This window comes from Microbacterium sp. JC 701 (genome assembly GCF_021026215.1).
GTDB lineage: Bacteria > Actinomycetota > Actinomycetes > Actinomycetales > Microbacteriaceae > Microbacterium > Microbacterium algihabitans.
This window is the reverse complement of the sequence record NZ_JAJNCV010000002.1, coordinates 659,476-677,319: the sequence shown is the minus strand read 5'-3', so window position 1 is coordinate 677,319 and position 17,844 is coordinate 659,476. Positions and strand designations below refer to the sequence as shown.

Here is a 17,844-nt window from a genome sequence, read left to right as displayed (position 1 = left end):
GGGTGGCATCCGGAGCCTCGTGCGAGGGCGGGTCGCTTCAGCCGCCGGTGCGCTCGAGCTGCACGACGATCGGCCGGTGATCGCTGCCCGAGCCGTCGAGAGTCCGCATGACGACGGAGCCCGACACGGTCCAATCGGGGGTGGCCATCACGTGGTCGATGGGCGCGCCCAGCAGGGCCGGGGCGTTCGTGGGCCAGGTGCCGACGCCGCCGTTTCCGCTGTCGGATGCCGTGTCGTGGCAGCGACCGAGGGTGCCGCCGTCGACGCCCATTCCGGTCATGTGGTCGAGCGTGGCGTTGAAGTCACCGGCGAGGATGACGTTGTCGCTCGCGCACTGATCCGCCAGCCACTGCAGGTCGCTGCGCCACTGCGTCATGTACTCCTCGCGGGGAGCGACGGCGTGGGCGGCGACGATGATCGGTCCGTTGCCCGAGACGGGCATGGCGACCGCACTCGGCACGGTCGAGGTGTTGCTCGAGCCGTCGAGCGACGACTGGATCACCGAATAGTCGCCCAGCTCGGGCTTGATGAGCACCGTGGTCGAGGTGGCATCCCACCCGGTGATGCCGTACTCGCCGTACTCGGCGTGGTGCGCCCACATCGGCTGCCCCATGTCGCGCATCAGCTTCGCGACCTCGGCGCCGGTGTCGATGGTCGTCTCGGGCAGGGTCACCACGTCGGCCTGCATGCCGACGGCGAACTGCGCGATCGACTCGGCCGAGGTCGCCGAGCCCGCGGTGTTCCAGGTCATGACGCGCAGGCTCGTGTCGGTCTTCGCCGGCAGGGCCTCGGTGCCGAGACCGCGCTGGTTCAGCAGGGCGACGTTGACGCCGCCCGAGATGCCGAAGATCAGCGCCAGCACGAGCGCGAGGGCGCGGATCGGCCGGATGAGCGCGAACAGCAGCATCAGCAGGGTCGCAGCCAGCAGCGCGGCCGCGATCGGGGCGCGGAAAGAGATGATCTGCGCAAGCGGAAAGGTGCGCTCGAGCCCGAACGCGGAGGGCCACGTCAGCACAGCGGCGCCCGCCGCGAAGGCGAGCGCGACCAGGAGACCGAGCAATCGACGCACGCCCCCGACCATAGGTGAGCCGTCTGGGAGATCGGCGGATGCCGCCCGGGTGGCACCTGCGCGCGGGGCGCTGTGCGGTGTGCTTCGGAGGGTTTGGGGCGAATTCCGCAGGGTGGGGCGCGACATATCCGCCCCGACCTGCAGAACCTGCCCCAAACCGCGCCGCTCGCCCGTCCCGCGCCGCTCGCTTGTCCCGCGCACGGAGGGCCGGCGCGATACGCTCGACGGGTGCCGCAGCATCGTCGATTCGAAGGACCGACCGACCTGCACCTGCACTCGTCGCACTCCGACGGCACCGAGCCCCCGGCCGAGGTCATGGCCGCGGCGCACCGGCACGGTCTTCACACCGCGGCGCTCACCGACCACGACACGACGTCGGGCTGGGCCGAGGCGGCCGAGGCTGCGACCTCTCTCGGCATGACGTTCGTGCCGGGCATGGAACTGTCGGCCCGACACCGCTGGCGCAGCGTGCACCTGCTCGCGTACCTCGTCGATCCCGACGACGCCGACCTGCGGGCGATGACCGATCGCATCCGTTCGTCGCGCCTGGACCGCGCGCAGATCATGGCCGAGCGCATCTCGCACGACTACGACATCGCGTGGGACGACATCGTCGCCCAGACCACCGACGGCGCCACGGTCGGCCGCCCGCACATCGCCGACGCGCTCGTCGCTCGGGGCATCGTGGTGGATCGGACCGAGGCGTTCGCGAGCATCCTCCACCCGTCGGGCGACTACTACGTTGCGTTGTACGCACCCGATCCCGTCACGGCAGTGGAGCTCGTCGTCGGCGCGGGCGGGGTGCCGATCATCGCCCACCCGGCCGGCCGCGCCCTGCTCCCCGACAGCGTGCTGACGGCGATGCTCGATGCGGGCCTCGCCGGCTTCGAGCTGCACCACCGCGAGAACCTCCCCGAGCCCACGGCGCTGCTCGCCGACCTCGCCGCCGAGCGCGACCTCATCGTGACGGGGTCGAGCGACTACCACGGTCTCGGCAAGCCCAACATGCCGGGCGAGAACACCACGGCCGACGACATGGTCGCGCGCATCTTCGCCCTCGGCCGCGGCACGGCGCCGGTCTTCCCCTAGGCGGCGGCGATCCCGGCGTGATCGAGATCCCGGATGCCGGGACCCCGGCGCCACGCTGACACGGCGCCGACCCCCGCGAGGGGGATCGGCGCCGTGTCAGCGTGGGTCGCTCAGGAGACGGGGGCCGTCGGGGCGCCCGACGAACCGCCGCTGCGGCGGCGACGGCGACGACGCGGAGCCGTGTTGCCGTCGTGGTGCTCCTTGCCCGCACCGTCGTGCGTGCCGCCGCCGCCCTCGGAGCGGTCGGCTGCACCGGCGTCGGTCGAGGTCGCGCCGCCCGTCGCCGAGTCGCCACGGCGGCGACGACGCGGACCGCGGGAGCCCTCGGCATCCGGAGTCTCGTTCTTCTTCTCGGCCTGCTTGGGCGCGACGGCCTTCGGCGCGGTCACGAGGCGACCCTTCGTGCCCTCGGGGATGTCGAGGTCGGTGTACAGGTGCGGGCTCGACGAGTAGGTCTCGGTGGGCTCGGGCTGGCCGAACTCGAGGGCGCGGTTGATGAGCGCCCACTTGTGCAGGTCGTCCCAGTCGACGAACGTGACCGCGATCCCGGTCTTGCCGGCACGGCCGGTGCGACCCGCGCGGTGCAGGTACGTCTTCTCGTCGTCGGGGATCGTGTGGTTGATCACGTGGGTGACGTCGTTGACGTCGATACCGCGGGCGGCGACATCGGTCGCGATCAGCACGTCCTTCTTGCCGGCCTTGAACGCGGCCATCGAGCGCTCGCGCGCCTCCTGGCTCATGTCGCCGTGCACGGCGGCGGCGTTGAAGCCGCGGTCGCCGAGCTCATCCACGAGCTTCTGGGCGGCGCGCTTGGTGCGCGTGAAGATGACGGCCTTCTCGCGACCCTCCGACTGGAGGATGCGGGCGATGACCTCGTCTTTGTCGAGCGAGTGCGCGCGGTAGACGAGGTGCTTGATATTCGCCTGGGTGAGGCCCTCGTCGGGGTCGTTGGCGCGCATGTGGATGGGGTTCGACATGAAGCGGCGGGCGAGCGCGACGATCGGTCCGGGCATCGTCGCCGAGAACAGCTGCGTGTGACGCACCGGCGGCACCTTCGAGAAGATCTTCTCGATGTCGGCGAGGAAGCCGAGGTCGAGCATCTTGTCGGCCTCGTCGAGCACGACCTCGGTCGCGTGCGACAGGTCGAGCAGGCGCTGGTTGGCGAGGTCGATGAGGCGACCGGGGGTTCCGACGACGATCTGCGCGCCGGCCTTGAGCTGGTCGATCTGGCCCTCGTACGCCTTGCCGCCGTAGATGGCGACGACGCTGGTGGGGCGGTTCGAGGTCAGCATGTCCATGTCTTCGTACACCTGCACCGCGAGCTCGCGGGTGGGGACCACGATGAGGGCCTTCACGCCGGGCTCGGGGTTCGGTCCGAGGCGCTGCACGACGGGGATGCCGAAGCCGAAGGTCTTTCCGGTACCCGTCTTGGCCTGGCCGATGATGTCCTGGCCGGGAAGGCCGAGGGGGATCGTCTGCTCCTGGATGGGGAAGGCATCGATGATGCCCTTGGTCGCGAGGGCGTCGACGATGTCCTGGTCGACGCCGAGATCGGCGAAAGTCGTCATAGTGCGTGCCTGTTCCGGCGGCGAGAGACCGCCTGGGGGAGTCGTATCCACGCCGTCACTCGTCCACAGGCGCGGGGTCCCGATCCATCGCCGGGACTCCTCCACTCTACCCGGCGTGTCTCGCGGGCCCCCGACGCCTAGGCTGTGGTCTGTGTTCGAGTGGTTCCGTCGTCGTCAGCGCCCGGTGGGCCGCACGCTGCAGTTGCGCTCGCGCGGAGACCTCGGCGAGGCCATGCGGGTCGACTTCGCGGAGCTCGCTCCCGAGGTCGAGACCTTCCTCGGACAGGCGGCCTATCTGCAGCTCGGTTTCTTCGAGACGCTGAGCGAGCTGATCGCTCTGACGCCCGAGCTCGCCGAGAAGGAGTCGCTGTCGCGCGCGGCCGGCGCGGCGCTGATCAAGCATCAGGAGCTCGTCGCTGTGATCCGCGAGCGCGGGGCCGACCCGACGCAGCTGATGCTGCCCTTCCGCGAGTCGCTCGACGCGTTCCGCCGCAACACGCACGGCATCCGCCCGCAGGAGACCATGCTCACCGTGCACATCACGGCGGGCATGCTCGACGACTTCTACCTCGCACTGTCGTCGAGCTATGGGGACACCGGCCGTCGCGTCGCGCGCATCCTGCAGGCCGACGACGACCGTCAGGCGATCGTCGACATCCTCGGCCAGACGATCGAGAGCGACGAGGAGTGGCGCTGGCTGCTCGCGCTGTGGGGCCGTCGACTCGTCGGAGACACGCTGCTCGTCGCCCGCGCCGCGCTGCGCCACGGCCACCTCGACAGCGCCGAAGAAGCCAAGGTCGAGCCCGTCTTCAGCGAACTGATGGGTGCACACGCACGGCGAATGGATGCCATGGGGCTCGCGGCCTGAGAGCTGGGTGGCTCTGTTGGGCGGGGGTGTGAACCCGTATAGCGGCTCGGGAACACTTCCCGTGACGGCAGGGCGCCAACCTCGCAGCAGGTTCGGCGCCGTTCGGGCACCGGTCTCGTAGCCGGTCGCTCAGGCCCCGCCGGCGGGGGCTTGCGTCAGGTCAGGCGCCCAGGCGCACGCGGTCGGCCTCGTCGCGGGCGAGGCGAGCGCGGCTGACGAGGGTGACGAGCACGAAGCTCGTGAGCGCCGGCGCGAGCACGGCGACGATCCACAGGACCGGGGAGTCGACGCCCAGACCCGCCCAGGTGAGCGCCGTCCAGACGACGGCCGCGGCGGCGGCCCCGGCGAGGGGCGCGAGCGCAACTCCACGCAAGGAGCGGTGCGGCAACGCGATGTGCGCCGCGAGGCCGACGACCGCTCCGAGGATCACACCGAGCAGGATCTGCACGGTCGTGGGATCAGGCGACGAAGCCGACGCGGCGCGACTCTTCGGTGCCGAGCTCGACGAAGGCCAGGTTGGCGGTGGGAACGAGGTAGGAGTTGCCCTTCACGTCAGTGAAGGAGACGTGGCTGGCCGAGTTGTCGAGAGCGGCGGCCACGGCCGACTTGACGGCGTCGGAGCTCTCGTTCGTCTCGAAGTTGAGCTCGCGGCCGGTGTTGGTGATGCCGATGCGGATCTCCACGATGCGTCCTTTCCCCGCGGGCCGCGGTCGGCCCGGCGCGTGATTCGACTCTAGGGCAGGGTTCCGACACCGCGTCCCGGAGCGGGCCCCGCTTCGCGGACGGCGAACGCGCGGATGCCCGGGGCCGTTCTCGGCGGCGTCCGGGCGTCACGCGACCCGATGTCGGAGGTCGCGTTTAGCGTGGAGACATGCAGATCCCGGATGCCGCTGAGCTCGACGCCTCCGCCGTCGACGGGCACGCGCTCGACGACGATCAGCGGGCAGTCGCGGGGTGGGCCCCCGAGACGAGCGGCGTCGTGGTGGGGGCGCCGGGGTCGGGCAAGACGACGGCTCTACTGGCGCGGGCGCGCGGGCTCGTGGCATCCGGAATCGACCCCGACCACCTGCTCGTGCTCACGCCCACGCGACCGGCGGCGACGGCCCTGCGCGACCGGCTCGCGCTCGCGGTCGGCCAGGCCACCGCCGGTGCGCTCGCGCGGTCGCTGGCGTCGTTCGCCTTCCAGCTCGTGCGCGGAGCCGAGGTGCGCCGCGGGGGCGAGCCGCCGCAGTTGCTCACCGGCGGCGACGAAGACCAGATCATCCGCGACCTGCTCGACGGCGACGCCCTCGACGAGGCCGAGGGGCACTCGCGCTGGCCCGCCTGGCTCGGGTCGGCGATCCGCGCGACTCGCGGCTTCCGCGGCGACCTGCGCGCGTTCCTCGCGGAGTGCACCGATCTCGGCGTCACCTCGGCCGACCTCGCCGAGCTCGCCAGGCAGCACGAGCTCCCCGTCTGGGCCTCGCTCGCGTCTTTCGCCGACGAGTACCGCGCGGTGCGCGCGGCCATGCGCGGTGCGCATCGCGACGCGGCCGACCTGGCGCGCGAGGCCGTCGCGGTGCTCGACGAAGCGCTCGTCGATCGCGACCTGCTCGGCCGTTTCGCCTCGCTGAAGTGCGTGCTGGTCGACGACGCGCAAGAGCTCACCTCCGGCGGAATCGACCTGCTGCGGGCCTGTCGGGCCCTCGGCATCGGAGTCGTGGCCTTCGGCGACCCTGACGTGGGGTCGGGGGCGTTCCGGGGCGCGACCCCCGAGAACTTCGCCCGGCTGGCGCGCGAACTCGGCACCACGGCGGCGCTCGGCACTCCGCATCGCGGCACCGCCGAACAGGTCGACCTCGTGCGCCAGGTCGCGTCGCGCATCGGCGCGGCCGGGGTCGTCGCGCATCGCCGGGCGCCGCTCGGCGCGCCGGTCGAGGGCTCGGTGCGCACCTACCTGTTGCGTTCGCCCGCCGAAGAGGCCGACGCCATCGCCCGTCTGCTGCGCGAGCGTCACGTGCTCGACGGCGTGCCGTGGGGTCGCTGCGCCGTGATCGCCCACGATTCGCGACAGGTCGCCACGCTCGAGGCCGAGCTGTCGGCGCGCGAGGTGCCGGCTCGGGCCAGCGGTCCGGGTCTCGCACTCGGCGTGCAGCGTCCCGTGCGCGATTTGGTCGCTCTGGTCGAGCTCGGCATGCGCGACCCCGACGAGTGGGCTCCCGAGCAGGTGGTCGACGCACTCCTCGGCACGTTCGGCGGGCTCGACCCCATCGAGCTCCGGCGCCTGCGCACGGCGCTGCGTCACGACGAGGTCGGGGCCGGGGGAGTCCGCTCCGCCACCGAACTGCTGGTCTCGGGAGTGCGATTCCCGCTCGAGCTCGAGACCATCGACTCGCGCGAGGCGCGGCGGGCGATGCGGCTGGGCGAGACGCTGACCGCGCTCCGGGCCCAGGCCCTGCAGCGCGCGACGGCGCACGAACTGCTCTGGACGGCCTGGGAGCGCAGCGCGCTCGCCCGCACCTGGCGCGAGGCAGCCCGCGGTCACGGGCCCGTGGCCGAGCAGGCCGACCGCGACCTCGATGCGATCGTGGCGCTGTTCCAGGCGGCCAAGCGCTTCACCGAGCGCGAGCCCGACGGCGAGGCGTCGGTGTTCCTTCGCGGGGTGCTCGACAGCGACGTGGCCGAAGACCGCATCGAACAGCCCGCGGTCGTCGACACCGTGCGCGTGCTGACGCCGGCCGCTGCCGCGGGAACCGACTTCGACACCGTCGTGGTCGCCGGTGTCCAAGAGGGTGTGTGGCCCAACACACGCCTGCGCGGCGGGCTGCTCGAGACCTGGCGTCTGGCCGACGCCGTGCAGAACCCCGATCTGCCGGCCGCCGGTATGCTCGATCGGCGCCGCGCCGCGATGCACGACGAGCTGCGGCTGTTCGTCCGCGCGATCAGTCGCGCCGACGCTCGGCTCATCGTCACCGCGGTCGACGACGACGACACCGGCCCCAGCGTGTTGTTCGAGATGTTGCCGGCGCCCGAGCCCGCGGCATCCATCCCCGAGCACCCGCTATCGCTGCGCGGACTCGTCGCGCGCCACCGCCGCTCGCTGACTACCGCGCGCGTTCCAGCGCCCGAGCGCACGCACGCCGCCGGTCAGCTGGCGCTGCTGGCCGCCGCCGGAGTCGCCGGTGCCGCCCCCGAGCAGTGGTACGGCGTCGTGGCACCGAGCTCGTCGGCCCCGCTGCGCGACCTCACGCGCGAAGACGTCCGCGTTTCGCCTTCGCGCCTCCACGCGCTCGAAGAGTGCCAGCTCGACTGGGTGATCGCCGACCTCGGCGGCGACCGTGGTGGCACGACCGCCGGCATCGGCACGATCATCCACGCGGCGCTCGAGACCGCGGCCTCGTCGTCCGAAGAAGACCTGTGGGCCGTCGTCGACGAGCGCTGGGGCGAGCTGGTGTTCGACGCCGCGTGGCGCGAGAAGGCCGAGCGCACGCGCGCCCGCGACCTCGTGCGACGCCTCGCGACCTACCTGCGGCGCTTCGACGATGCCGGCGGTCGACTCGTGGGCGCCGAGCGGCACTTCGAGGTGCCGATCCCGATCCCGGATGCCGGCGGGCAGCACCCCGACGGCGTCGACGACGGCGCGGCCGTGCCCGACGGCGCCACCGTGCACGGCGCCGTGCTCAGCGGTGACATCGACCGCGTCGAGGTGACCCCGGCCGGAGAGGTCGTGATCGTCGACCTCAAGACGGGCAAGAACGAGCCGCAGACCGACCTCAAGGTCGCCGACAACCCGCAGCTAGCCGCCTACCAGTTGGCGTTCTCGTCGGGGGCGATCGAGCAGGTCGAGGGGCTTCCCTCCGGCGGGGCCAAGCTCCTCGTGCTGCGCCCGAGCGCGGCGAAGAAGGACTACGCCGAGCCGACGCAGCCGCCGTTCGACGACACCCAGCGCGAGGAGTTCGTCGGGCGCGTGCAGCGCGCGGTCGACGTCATGCGCGGCACGAGCTTCGCGGCACCGTACGAGGTGCACTGCCGCGACGAGTTCTCGTACGGGCTCTGCCGCATCCACACGGTCTCGGCGGTGAGCGCGTCGTGACCACGTTGTCCGCCGCGACGATCGCGGCCGCCCTCGGCCAGTTCCCCCCGACCCTCGAGCAGACGGCCGTCATCGAGGCGCCGCTGGAGCCTGCCCTCGTCGTCGCCGGTGCCGGCAGCGGCAAGACCGAGACCATGGCCGGCCGCGTGGTGTGGCTGGTCGCCAACGGGCTGGTCCGCCGCGACGAGGTGCTGGGCCTGACCTTCACGCGCAAGGCCGCCGGTGAACTGGCCGAGCGCATCCATCGGCGTCTGCAGCGTCTGTCGGAGTTCGAAGCCCGGGGGCTCCTGCCCGCACTTCCCGCCCTGCACGAGGCGGGACGCCTCGCGGTGTTCGCCGAGCTCGCGCAGCTCGAGGGCGCGAGCGCCGACGCCGCGCGTCGCGAAGCCCTCGACATGCTGACCGCCGAGGTCGGCGCAGGAGAGAGCACGCCCGACGACGGCGACCAGTTGTTGCACCGCCCGACGGTGTCGACTTACAACAGCTTCGCCGACGCCATCGTGCGCGAGCACGGCCTGCGCATCGGGCGCGACGCCGAATCGGCGGTGCTGTCCGAATCGGCAGCGTGGCTGTTGATGCGGCGCGTGGTGTTCGCCTCCGACGACCCGCGTCTCGAAGAACGCCAGGAGTCCCCGCGGACGCTCATCGACGCCGCGCTGCGGATCGCACGCGACGGTGTCGACAACCTCGTCGACCTCGATCGACTCGCCGCCTTCCCCGAGGAGTTCGCGCGCATCACCGAACGCCCCTCGACCACCGCGCGGGTGAGCGTCTACAAAGAGGTCGGCGACGCCGCGGCGAAGGTCTCGGCGCTGTCGCTGCTCTCGGCCCTCGCGGCCGACTACAACCGCGAGAAGGCGCGCTTGGGCGTCATGGACTTCGCCGACCAGGTCGCGGGAGCCCTGCAGATCGCGACCGAGCACCCGGCCGTCGTCGCCGAGCTGCGCGCGCGGTACCGCGTGGTGCTGCTCGACGAATACCAAGACACCTCGGTCGTGCAGACCGACCTGCTCTCCACGCTGTTCGGCGGCACGGGCGTCATGGCGGTGGGCGACCCCCACCAGGCCATCTACGCCTGGCGCGGGGCGAGCGCCGGCAACCTCGGCGGCTTCCCCGCCGCGTTCGCTCCCGAGGGCGGATGCCGCCAGTTCGCCCTGCTGACCAGCTGGCGCAACAGCGACCGGGTGCTCGACGCCGCCAACGCGGTGCTCGCCCCGCTCGCCGATCGGGCGGCCGTCGCGGTCGAAGAGCTGCGCTCCCGTCCCGGTGCGCCCCAGGGCGTGGTCGAGATCGTGTTCGAGAACGAGCTCGATGCCGAGGCCGATCGCGTGGCGTCGTGGTTCGCCGGAGTCCGCGCCGCGCGCGCCGCCCAGGGCAAGGCGACCACCGGAGCCGTGCTGTTCCGCAGCAAGAAGCACATGGTCCGCTTCGGCGATGCGCTCGGACGCCGCGGCATCCCGCACCGCATCCTCGGACTCGGCGGTCTGCTCACCACCCCCGAGGTTGTCGACGTGGTGTCGACCCTGCGGGTGATCAGCGATCCCGAGGCCGGGTCAGCCCTGATCCGCCTGCTGTCCGGGCCACGCTGGGCCGTCGGACTCGCCGACCTGCGTGCCCTCGCGCAGCTCGCCCGTCGGCTCGCCACCCACGACGTGGCGCTGCAGCCGTTGGGGGCCGAGGTCGTCGACCGCCTCCGCTCGACACCCGGGGCCGACCGTGCCTCGCTCGTCGACGCCCTCGACTTCATCGCCCGGCAGACCGACGGCCACGGCTGGCTCACCGACTTCACCCCCGAGGGGCGCGCGCGGTTGCGCGAGGCCGGTGCGGTGTTCGCGTCGCTGCGGCGCAGCGTGGGGGCGCCGATCCCCGAGTTGATCCGCCTGATCGAGGCTGAGCTGCGTCTCGACATCGAGCTCGCGGCGAACGAGTCGCGCGGCCCCGCGCGCATCGCGTCGGCCCAGTTGCGCGCGTTCGTCGACGAGATCCGCGGGTTCCTCGCCGCCGATGAGTCGGGGTCGGTCGCGAGCCTGCTCGCCTGGCTCGACCACGCCGAACAGGCCGACGAGTTCGCCCCGCGCACCGAGCCGCCCGAAGACGACGTCGTTCAGCTGCTGACGATCCACGGGTCCAAGGGCCTCGAGTGGGACGCGGTGGCCGTGGTCCGCCTCGTCACCGATGAGTTGCCGTCGCTCCCGCGTGACACCAAGGGGTGGTTGGGCTTCGGCATCCTGCCCTCGGAGTTCCGCGGCGATTCCGCCTGGCTGCCGGTCTTCGGCTGGCGCGGAGCCGAGACGCAGCAAGACCTGAAGGCGGCGATCGACGCCTTCGTCGCCGACAACCGCGCCCGCCAGCTCGACGAAGACCGCCGTCTCGCCTACGTCGCCTTCACCCGCGCGCGCGATCTGCTGATGCTGTCGGGGTCCAGCTGGTCGGGGACCAAGAAGCCTCGACGCCCCAGCGTGTTCCTCGACGAAGCGGCCGAGGCGCTCGCGATCGATCTCGAGGTGTCCGAGCCCGGAGACGACCCCTACGACGGCGAACGTCGGCTGCTGCACTGGCCGCTCGATCCGCTGGGGGCGCGACGCACCGCGGTGTCGGCCGCGGCGTCCGCCGTCGCCGCCGCGCGGGACGAACCGGCGGCGGCACCCGATGATGACCTCGAACTGCTGCTCGCCGAGCGGGCCGATCGGCTGCGTCCGACGCACGCGCCCGCCCCGACGCGCATCCCGGCGTCGCGGTTCAAAGACTTCGTCGCCGACTACAGCGGCACGGTCGAAGACCTGCGACGCCCCATGCCCGAGCGCCCCTACCGGCAGACGCGCCTCGGCACCCTCTTCCACGCGTGGGTCGAGCAGCGCTCGGGCCTAGTGGGGGCGGGCGCCGGGCTCGACGACGACGGCCTGTGGGATGACGACGACGTCGTGGGGGCATCGGCGGCGGATGCCGTGGAACTCCAGCGACTGCGCGAGTGCTTCGAACGGTCGGAATGGGCCGGCCTCCGGCCGCTCGAGGTCGAGACCGAGATCGACTTCGTCACCACGCGTCTCGACGGACGCGAGCATGTCGTCATCTGCAAGCTCGACGCCGTCTACCGACGCGGCGATCGCTACGAGATCGTCGACTGGAAGACCGGTCGACCGCCGTCGTCCGAGGCCGAGCGTCGGTCGCGCATGCTGCAGCTCGAGCTGTACCGCGACGCGTACCACGCGAAGCACGGGATCGACATCGACCTGATCGACGTCGCGCTGTTCTACGTCGGCGACGAGTTGGTGCTGCGCGGCTGAGGTGCTCCGGCGATGGTCGGTGCACTATCACGACGTCGCTTCGGGCCGTGGTGCCCGGTGACCGGGTGAATCATCAGCCTGGAACGGTGTCGCGCGAAGGGCGACGAGGCACGACGCTCAAACGCGCGCGCACGAGACGCCCGACGGTTCAGCGCTCACCGGGTGACGTCGCCGCGACCACTCCTCGGCCCCGCGGAGCGGATGAAGCGGTGCGTTCGTGGTGCGGACGAGCACGCCGCTGTCAGGCGTTGTCGCCCGACACACCCCAGCGGCGCAGCGCGGCGCGGCTCGCGCGGGCGGCATCGGCCTCGTCGTCCACGTGGGAGTCGTCGTGCGCGGCATCCGCCCGCTCGTTCCGCCCGTTGGTGGCGCCATCGAGCGGCAGGCCGTCGAGACGGTCGGTCGACGACTCGTCGTGCGCATCGACGGAGGCGGCGTTCTCGTCATCGCGCGCGGCGAACGAGGTGGCGTCCGATACGGCCGGTCGAGCTTCTTCGGGCTTGCCCCAGAGCGACGTCGCGGCGGTATCGCCGCGGAGTGCCGGTCCGTGGACGGGGTCGTAGCGGCCGTCCCACCCGTTCAGTTCGAGCGGGGCCGTGGCTTCGGGGTCGTCCTCGCGTGCGGGGAGGTCGTCGATGCGGATCGGGCCGGAATCGTCATCCGATTCTTCGGCGTTCGCCAGGGCGTCTGCGGCGGCCGCGCGGTCGCGCTCGGCAGACAGGTACAGCGACAGCGCCTCCGGGTCGTAGGCGTCGGTCTGCATCGACGTGTCGACGCCGTCGGCGGGAGCGACCGCGGGCGAACTCTCGACGAGGGCCATCGCGTCGTCGATGTCGCTGCGGGTGTCGGGCACGATCTGGTCGCCGCGCACACCGTCGGCCAGCGCCGTCAGCAGGGCCACGGCGTCGTCGATGACGTCGGTCTCGCCGGCGTCGTGTCCGTGCACGAGCCAGCGCGCGAACTCGAGCTCGGCGTAAAGGCGGGCGCGTTCGCGCAACAGGGGGTCGGGGGAGCGGTCGCCCGCGGCGGCGTATCCGGCGTGCACGTCGTCGGCGGCGAGCGGAGCGGATGCCAACCAGCGCAGGTCGACGGCGGGGTCGCCGACGCTGAGGCCGGCCCAGTCGAGAATGCCGACCACGTGCGGAATCTCGTCGGCGTCGTCGGCGAGCACGATCGAGGTGCTCGTGGCACCGCCGAGCACGACGGCGGATTCGAAGCGCCACAGGTCGTCGACGTCGAGCGCACGGCGCCAGCGCATCATGAGGTCGTCGCTGACGCGTCCGGTCGAGTCGGCACGGTCGAGCAGGCGCTTGACGTCGTCGCGCACCTGCTCCGGCGAGCGCACCGGCAGTCCGTCGGTCCGCACGATCGAGACGGGCAGCGCGTGCACGGCGGCGAGGGCGCCACCGATCGCGGGCGCGTAGCCCGGTCCCTTGGGCAGGTGAGCCGGGTCGATGCGGTAACCGCGAATCCGGTCGACGACCAGCACGCGCTGGGCCCCCGAGCCGCTTTCGCCGACGACCTCGGGCACGGCGAACGGCAGCAGGGCGCGCACTCCGGCGGTCAGGGCGTGCAGGGCTCGCGCCTCGGCGGCGAGCTCGCCGGCGGTGTCGTCGTCGGCGGGCATGCGCACGATGAGCTCGCGCCCGTCGGCCGTCCGAGCGAGCGCGGCGTCGAAGCGACCGGCCGTGTTCTCGGTCAGCGCGCTGACGCTCGTGAAGGCGGTGCCGGGAAGGGCCGCCGTCGCCGACGCGGCTAAAATGAGGGGCGAGCGTGCCATGCCCCCAGGGTAGGTCGGGCCCGTGCTCACCGGCCCGCGCCACGCCCTTGATGGGGGGAGGTCGAGCCCTCGACCCTCCGCTCACCCCAACCGTTCGGGCTTCTGCTCGTGCTCGCACCGGAAAGAAGTGTTCGATGTCGCTTCCCGCGTCTTCGTCGTCGCAGAACCCGCCCTCGTCGAGTGCGGCTGACAGCGGGCCGCAGGACAGGTCCGCGGATGCCGCTGACCTTGCCGTCGACCGCGCCGGCGCCGAGCGTCACCAGCCCGGCCTGCTCGGGAACCTCGCCGCGGATCCCCGCACGCTCGTGCTCGCCGTGCGCCGCGACGCTGCTCCGCTGATCGATGGCCGTCTCGCGCTCGTCTCGTTCGCCGACCTCGCCTCGTCGGCCGCCGGGTCGCAGAAGACTGCCGGGCCCGAGGCAGCTGCCTCGGCCGGACCGCAGCAGCCCGCCGAGCACGCGGCATCCGCGCCGTCGCTGCAGCTCGCCGAGCCCTCCGCTTCGGCCGAATTAGCGCGCCCCGCCGAGTCCACGGCATCGGCCGAATCAGCGCGCCCCGCCGAGTCCACGGCATCGGCCGAGTCAGCGCACCCCGCCGAGCCCACGGCATCCGCCCCCGCCCCGTCGGCGCGCCCTGCCGCACCCGACGCAGCAGCCCCCCACGACATCCCCGGCATCACCCACTGGGCGTTCCTCGGCCGCACGCCCGACCACCGCGCGGTCCTGCTCGCGGTCGTGGCCGACGGCGCGGGTGATGAACTGGTTCCGGATGCCGACTGGGCGCCCCTCCGCGCCGCGGGCGGCGACCTGCCGGCCGGCGAGGCCGAACTGCTGACCACCGCGGTCGCCCTGTCGGGGTGGCTGCGCGATGCCGCGTTCTGCCCCGCGTGCGGCGCGCTCACCGAACTGCGCCAGGCCGGCTGGTCGCGGCACTGCCCGGTGTGCGGGCGCGAGCACTTCCCGCGCACCGACCCCGCGGTCATCGTGCTGCTGACCGCTGCCGAGGGCGACCGCGTGCTTCTGGGCGCCAACGCCGCGTGGGGCGGCGACCGGTACTCGTGCTTCGCCGGGTTCGCCGAGGCGGGGGAGTCGCTCGAAGACGCCGTCGCGCGCGAGGTGAACGAGGAGTCGGGCGTGCGTCTGCGCGAGATCGTGTACCGCGGGTCGCAGGCGTGGCCGTATCCGCGGTCGCTCATGCTCGGGTTCCGCGCGGTCGTGGTCGACGAGGTCGAGGCCCTGGCCGACGGCGAGGAGATCGTCGAGGTGCGCTGGTTCACCCGGGAGGAGATCGGGTCGGCGCTCCGGGGTGAGAGCGCGGTGCACCTGCCGGGGGCCGCGTCGATCGCCCGCCGGTTGATCGAGGACTGGTACGGAGAGACCGCGTGACCGGACCTCTCGACGGACTCGACGAGCATCAGCTCGAGGCGGCGCGGGCGCTGCGGGGTCCGGTGTGCGTACTCGCGGGCGCCGGCACCGGCAAGACGCGCGTGATCACGCGGCGCATCGCCCACGGCGTCGACACGGGCGCGTACTCGCCGCAGCGCGTGATGGCGGTGACCTTCACCGCGAAGGCCGCGGGTGAGATGCGGGGACGCCTGCGCGCGCTCGGCGTGTCGGGGGTGTCGGCGCGCACGTTCCACGCCGCGGCCCTCGCCCAGGTGAACTTCTTCTGGCCCACGCTCGCGGGCGATCAGGCGCCGTCGATCATCGACAACAAGGTGCGCATGCTCGCGCACGCGGCCGACGGCGTCGGACTGAGTCCCGACACGGCGACACTGCGCGATATCGCGTCTTCGATCGAGTGGCGCAAGGTCACGCTGCGCTCGATCGAGCAGTACGCCGCCGACCGCCCCGACGGCGTGGGGCGTCTCAACGTCGACCAGGTCGTCGCCCTGCAGCGGGCGTACGAGAAGCTCAAAGACGAGCGTCGGCAGATGGACTTCGAAGACGTGCTCCTCACCTGCGCCGGCATGATCGAGGCCGAGCCGCGCGTGGCCGCCGCCGTGCGCGAGCAGTACCGGCACTTCACGGTCGACGAGTACCAGGACGTCTCGCCGTTGCAGAACCGCGTGCTCGAGCTGTGGCTGGGCGATCGTCGCGACCTGTGCGTGGTCGGCGACGCCAGCCAGACCGTGTACTCGTTCACCGGCGCCGATGCGCGCTACCTGCTCGACTTCGAGCGCACGCACGAAAACGCCCGCGTCGTGCGGCTCGAGCGCAACTACCGCTCGACGGCACCCGTGCTGGCGGTGGCCAACGACCTCATGCGCGGGCGGGCCGGCGCGCTCGAGCTCGTGGCCGCGACCGACGCCGACACGCCGGTGCCGACGGTGCGCGGCTTCGACGACGACGAGGCCGAAGCCACGGCGGTCGCGCGATCGATCGCCGACTCGCTGTCGCGCGGCGTCGATCCGCACGACGTCGCGGTGCTGTACCGCTCGCACGCCCAGTCGGCCGCACTGCTGAGCGCGCTGTCGGCGGTGGGGGTCGCGGCCTCCGTGCTGGGTGGGCGCAAGTTCTTCGATATGCCCGAGGTACGGCAGGCGCTCATGGCGCTGCGGGCCGCGTCGGTCGCGCCGATGGAGACCGGCTTTCTCGCCACGGTCCGCGACGTGCTGCGCAGCGTCGGTCTGACCGACGACCCGCCCGCCGCGGGCGGAGCCCTGCGCGAAGCGTGGGAGGCGCGGGCCGCCCTGCTGCGCCTGGCCGAAGAGGCCCCAGCCGGAACCGACCTGCGCTCGTTCACCGACGACCTGCAGGCCCGAGCGCGCGACCAGCACGAGCCGACGACGCGCACGGTGACGCTGGCCACGCTGCACGCGGCGAAGGGTCTGGAGTGGGATCACGTCTACCTCGTCGGGGTCAGTGAGGGTCTGCTGCCGATCTCGTACGCGACCACCTTCGAGGCGGTCGACGAAGAGCGGCGTCTTGCGTACGTCGGGGTCACACGTGCGGCGCGGACGCTGTCGCTGAGCTGGGCGCGCGGTCGGGGCCGGATGGAACGCTCGCCGTCGCGCTTTCTTCGAGAGATCGGCAGCGGCAGTCTGCGCTCGGCCGATGCAGCCCCCAGGCCCGCCGGAACGAATCGACGCGCAGGTGCAGCGACCTCGTCGTCTGCTCGATCGGCGCGCTGAGCAAGAAGCGCGCCGCCCGCGCCGCTTCGGCGGCCAGCGCCGGGTCGATCGCGGGCCGCGGCCGGCCGAGCAGTTGCGACGACACCGCCGGCCAGTGCGGATCGCCGCGCTGGCTCTCGGCATCGAGGCACGACAGGCAGGCCGTGCGCCCGGGCGCGACGACTGGCCCGACCGTCGCCGAGGCTCCGTCGAGCACCAGCGGCAGGTGGGTCACGCCGTCACGCGTGTACGCCGCGGCCCGCCGCGGATCCACGCGATGCGCCGCGAGCAGGATCACGCACGACCCCGGTGACGCTCGCTCGCTGGATGCCCCCGCCCACGCGACGATGCGGGTGAGCGGCGGCAGTCCCGCGAGCACGGCGCGGCCGACGCGCGGGTGAAGGTCGTCGGCGATCTGCAGCACGAGCGGAGGCTCGTCGCGGTGCGGCACGAGCGCCGGCGTGACAGCGTCGAGCACCGCATCGGTCGCGGCATCCGACACCCCGTGCACCCGCGCGAGCGCCCGCAACTCCTCGCGGGTCGTGCCGTTCACAAGGGCGGCGACAGCGGCATCCGTCCACCGATCCGAGATCGGCAGGGTCGCGATCGCGCGCGGGCCGAACTGCACGCTGCCGTCGTCACGCCAGAGCGGGGGAGAGGCGGGGTCGAGTCGAAGCATGCCCCGATCCTGACGGGCCGAAAGACTCCGGATGCCGTTGTCCACAGCAACCGACGTCGATCACGCCCCTGGGGAGAAGTGCACTCCGCCGCGCGCGCGACCCTCACACGGGCGTGCGACCGCCCGTCGACCGGCGAGCGACCCGCGAGACTGCACCTCGCTGACAAACCCGCGTCAGGCTGCAACGACGTTGTCAGCGAGTTGCAGTCTCGGAGTGAACGGCGGGCCGCCACGCCTGCGCTCGGGTCGATCGACGGCAAAAGGTCCGCGAAACTGCACCTCGCTGACAAACCCGCGTCAGGCTGCAACGACGTTGTCAGCGA

At 72.4% G+C, this 17,844-nt stretch carries 11 protein-coding genes; 6 read left to right on the top strand and 5 right to left on the bottom strand.

Annotation, left to right across the window (positions count from 1 at the left end; all coding sequences use genetic code 11):
* Positions 1-37: 37 nt before the first annotated feature.
* Positions 38-1,069 carry an endonuclease/exonuclease/phosphatase family protein gene (locus LPW41_RS11115; RefSeq protein ID WP_154096383.1) on the bottom strand — a complete coding sequence of 344 codons (1,032 nt, stop codon included), beginning with the start codon at positions 1,067-1,069 and terminating at the stop codon, positions 38-40.
* 228 nt (positions 1,070-1,297) lie between these two features.
* Between LPW41_RS11115 and LPW41_RS11110 the strand changes: the two genes are divergently transcribed.
* The gene (locus LPW41_RS11110) at positions 1,298-2,158 is read left to right on the top strand and encodes a PHP domain-containing protein (protein ID WP_230704838.1); all 861 of its coding nucleotides are present in this window, start codon (positions 1,298-1,300) and stop codon (positions 2,156-2,158) included.
* 110 nt (positions 2,159-2,268) lie between these two features.
* Here LPW41_RS11110 and LPW41_RS11105 read toward each other — a convergent pair whose 3' ends face one another.
* Positions 2,269-3,726, bottom strand: coding sequence for a DEAD/DEAH box helicase (locus LPW41_RS11105; protein WP_230704837.1), 1,458 nt, complete (start codon positions 3,724-3,726; stop codon positions 2,269-2,271).
* Between the two features lie 151 nt (positions 3,727-3,877).
* On the opposite strand from LPW41_RS11105, the gene LPW41_RS11100 reads away from it, so the two are divergent.
* Positions 3,878-4,594 (top strand): ferritin-like fold-containing protein, encoded by a 717-nt coding sequence (locus tag LPW41_RS11100; protein WP_144835134.1) that lies wholly within the window; start codon positions 3,878-3,880, stop codon positions 4,592-4,594.
* Positions 4,595-4,754: 160 nt separating this feature from the next.
* Here the strand turns inward: LPW41_RS11100 and LPW41_RS11095 are convergent, their stop codons facing one another.
* Positions 4,755-5,042, bottom strand: coding sequence for a hypothetical protein (locus LPW41_RS11095; RefSeq protein WP_230704836.1), 288 nt, complete (start codon positions 5,040-5,042; stop codon positions 4,755-4,757).
* A 10-nt stretch (positions 5,043-5,052) separates the two neighbouring features.
* Complete coding sequence (locus LPW41_RS11090) at positions 5,053-5,277, bottom strand: DUF3107 domain-containing protein (RefSeq protein ID WP_144835131.1); 225 nt, start codon at positions 5,275-5,277, stop codon at positions 5,053-5,055.
* 188 nt (positions 5,278-5,465) lie between these two features.
* Between LPW41_RS11090 and LPW41_RS11085 the strand changes: the two genes are divergently transcribed.
* On the top strand, positions 5,466-8,666 hold the full coding sequence (locus LPW41_RS11085; protein ID WP_230704835.1) for an ATP-dependent DNA helicase: 3,201 nt from the start codon (positions 5,466-5,468) through the stop codon (positions 8,664-8,666).
* Positions 8,663-11,950, top strand: coding sequence for an ATP-dependent DNA helicase (locus tag LPW41_RS11080; protein ID WP_230704834.1), 3,288 nt, complete (start codon positions 8,663-8,665; stop codon positions 11,948-11,950). The genes LPW41_RS11085 and LPW41_RS11080 overlap by 4 nt, the downstream gene beginning before the upstream one ends.
* Positions 11,951-12,191: 241 nt before the next feature.
* On the opposite strand, the gene LPW41_RS11075 is transcribed toward LPW41_RS11080, so the two are convergent.
* Positions 12,192-13,730: a phosphotransferase gene (locus LPW41_RS11075; protein ID WP_230704833.1), complete on the bottom strand. Its 1,539-nt coding sequence runs from the start codon at positions 13,728-13,730 to the stop codon at positions 12,192-12,194.
* Between the two features lie 134 nt (positions 13,731-13,864).
* On the opposite strand from LPW41_RS11075, the gene nudC reads away from it, so the two are divergent.
* Entirely contained in the window at positions 13,865-15,115 is a 1,251-nt protein-coding gene (nudC, locus tag LPW41_RS11070) for an NAD(+) diphosphatase (RefSeq protein WP_308071715.1), read from the top strand.
* The gene (locus LPW41_RS11065) at positions 15,112-16,863 is read left to right on the top strand and encodes an ATP-dependent helicase (protein WP_230704832.1); all 1,752 of its coding nucleotides are present in this window, start codon (positions 15,112-15,114) and stop codon (positions 16,861-16,863) included. Before nudC ends, LPW41_RS11065 begins: the two co-directional genes overlap by 4 nt.
* The last annotated feature ends 981 nt before the right edge of the window (positions 16,864-17,844 follow it).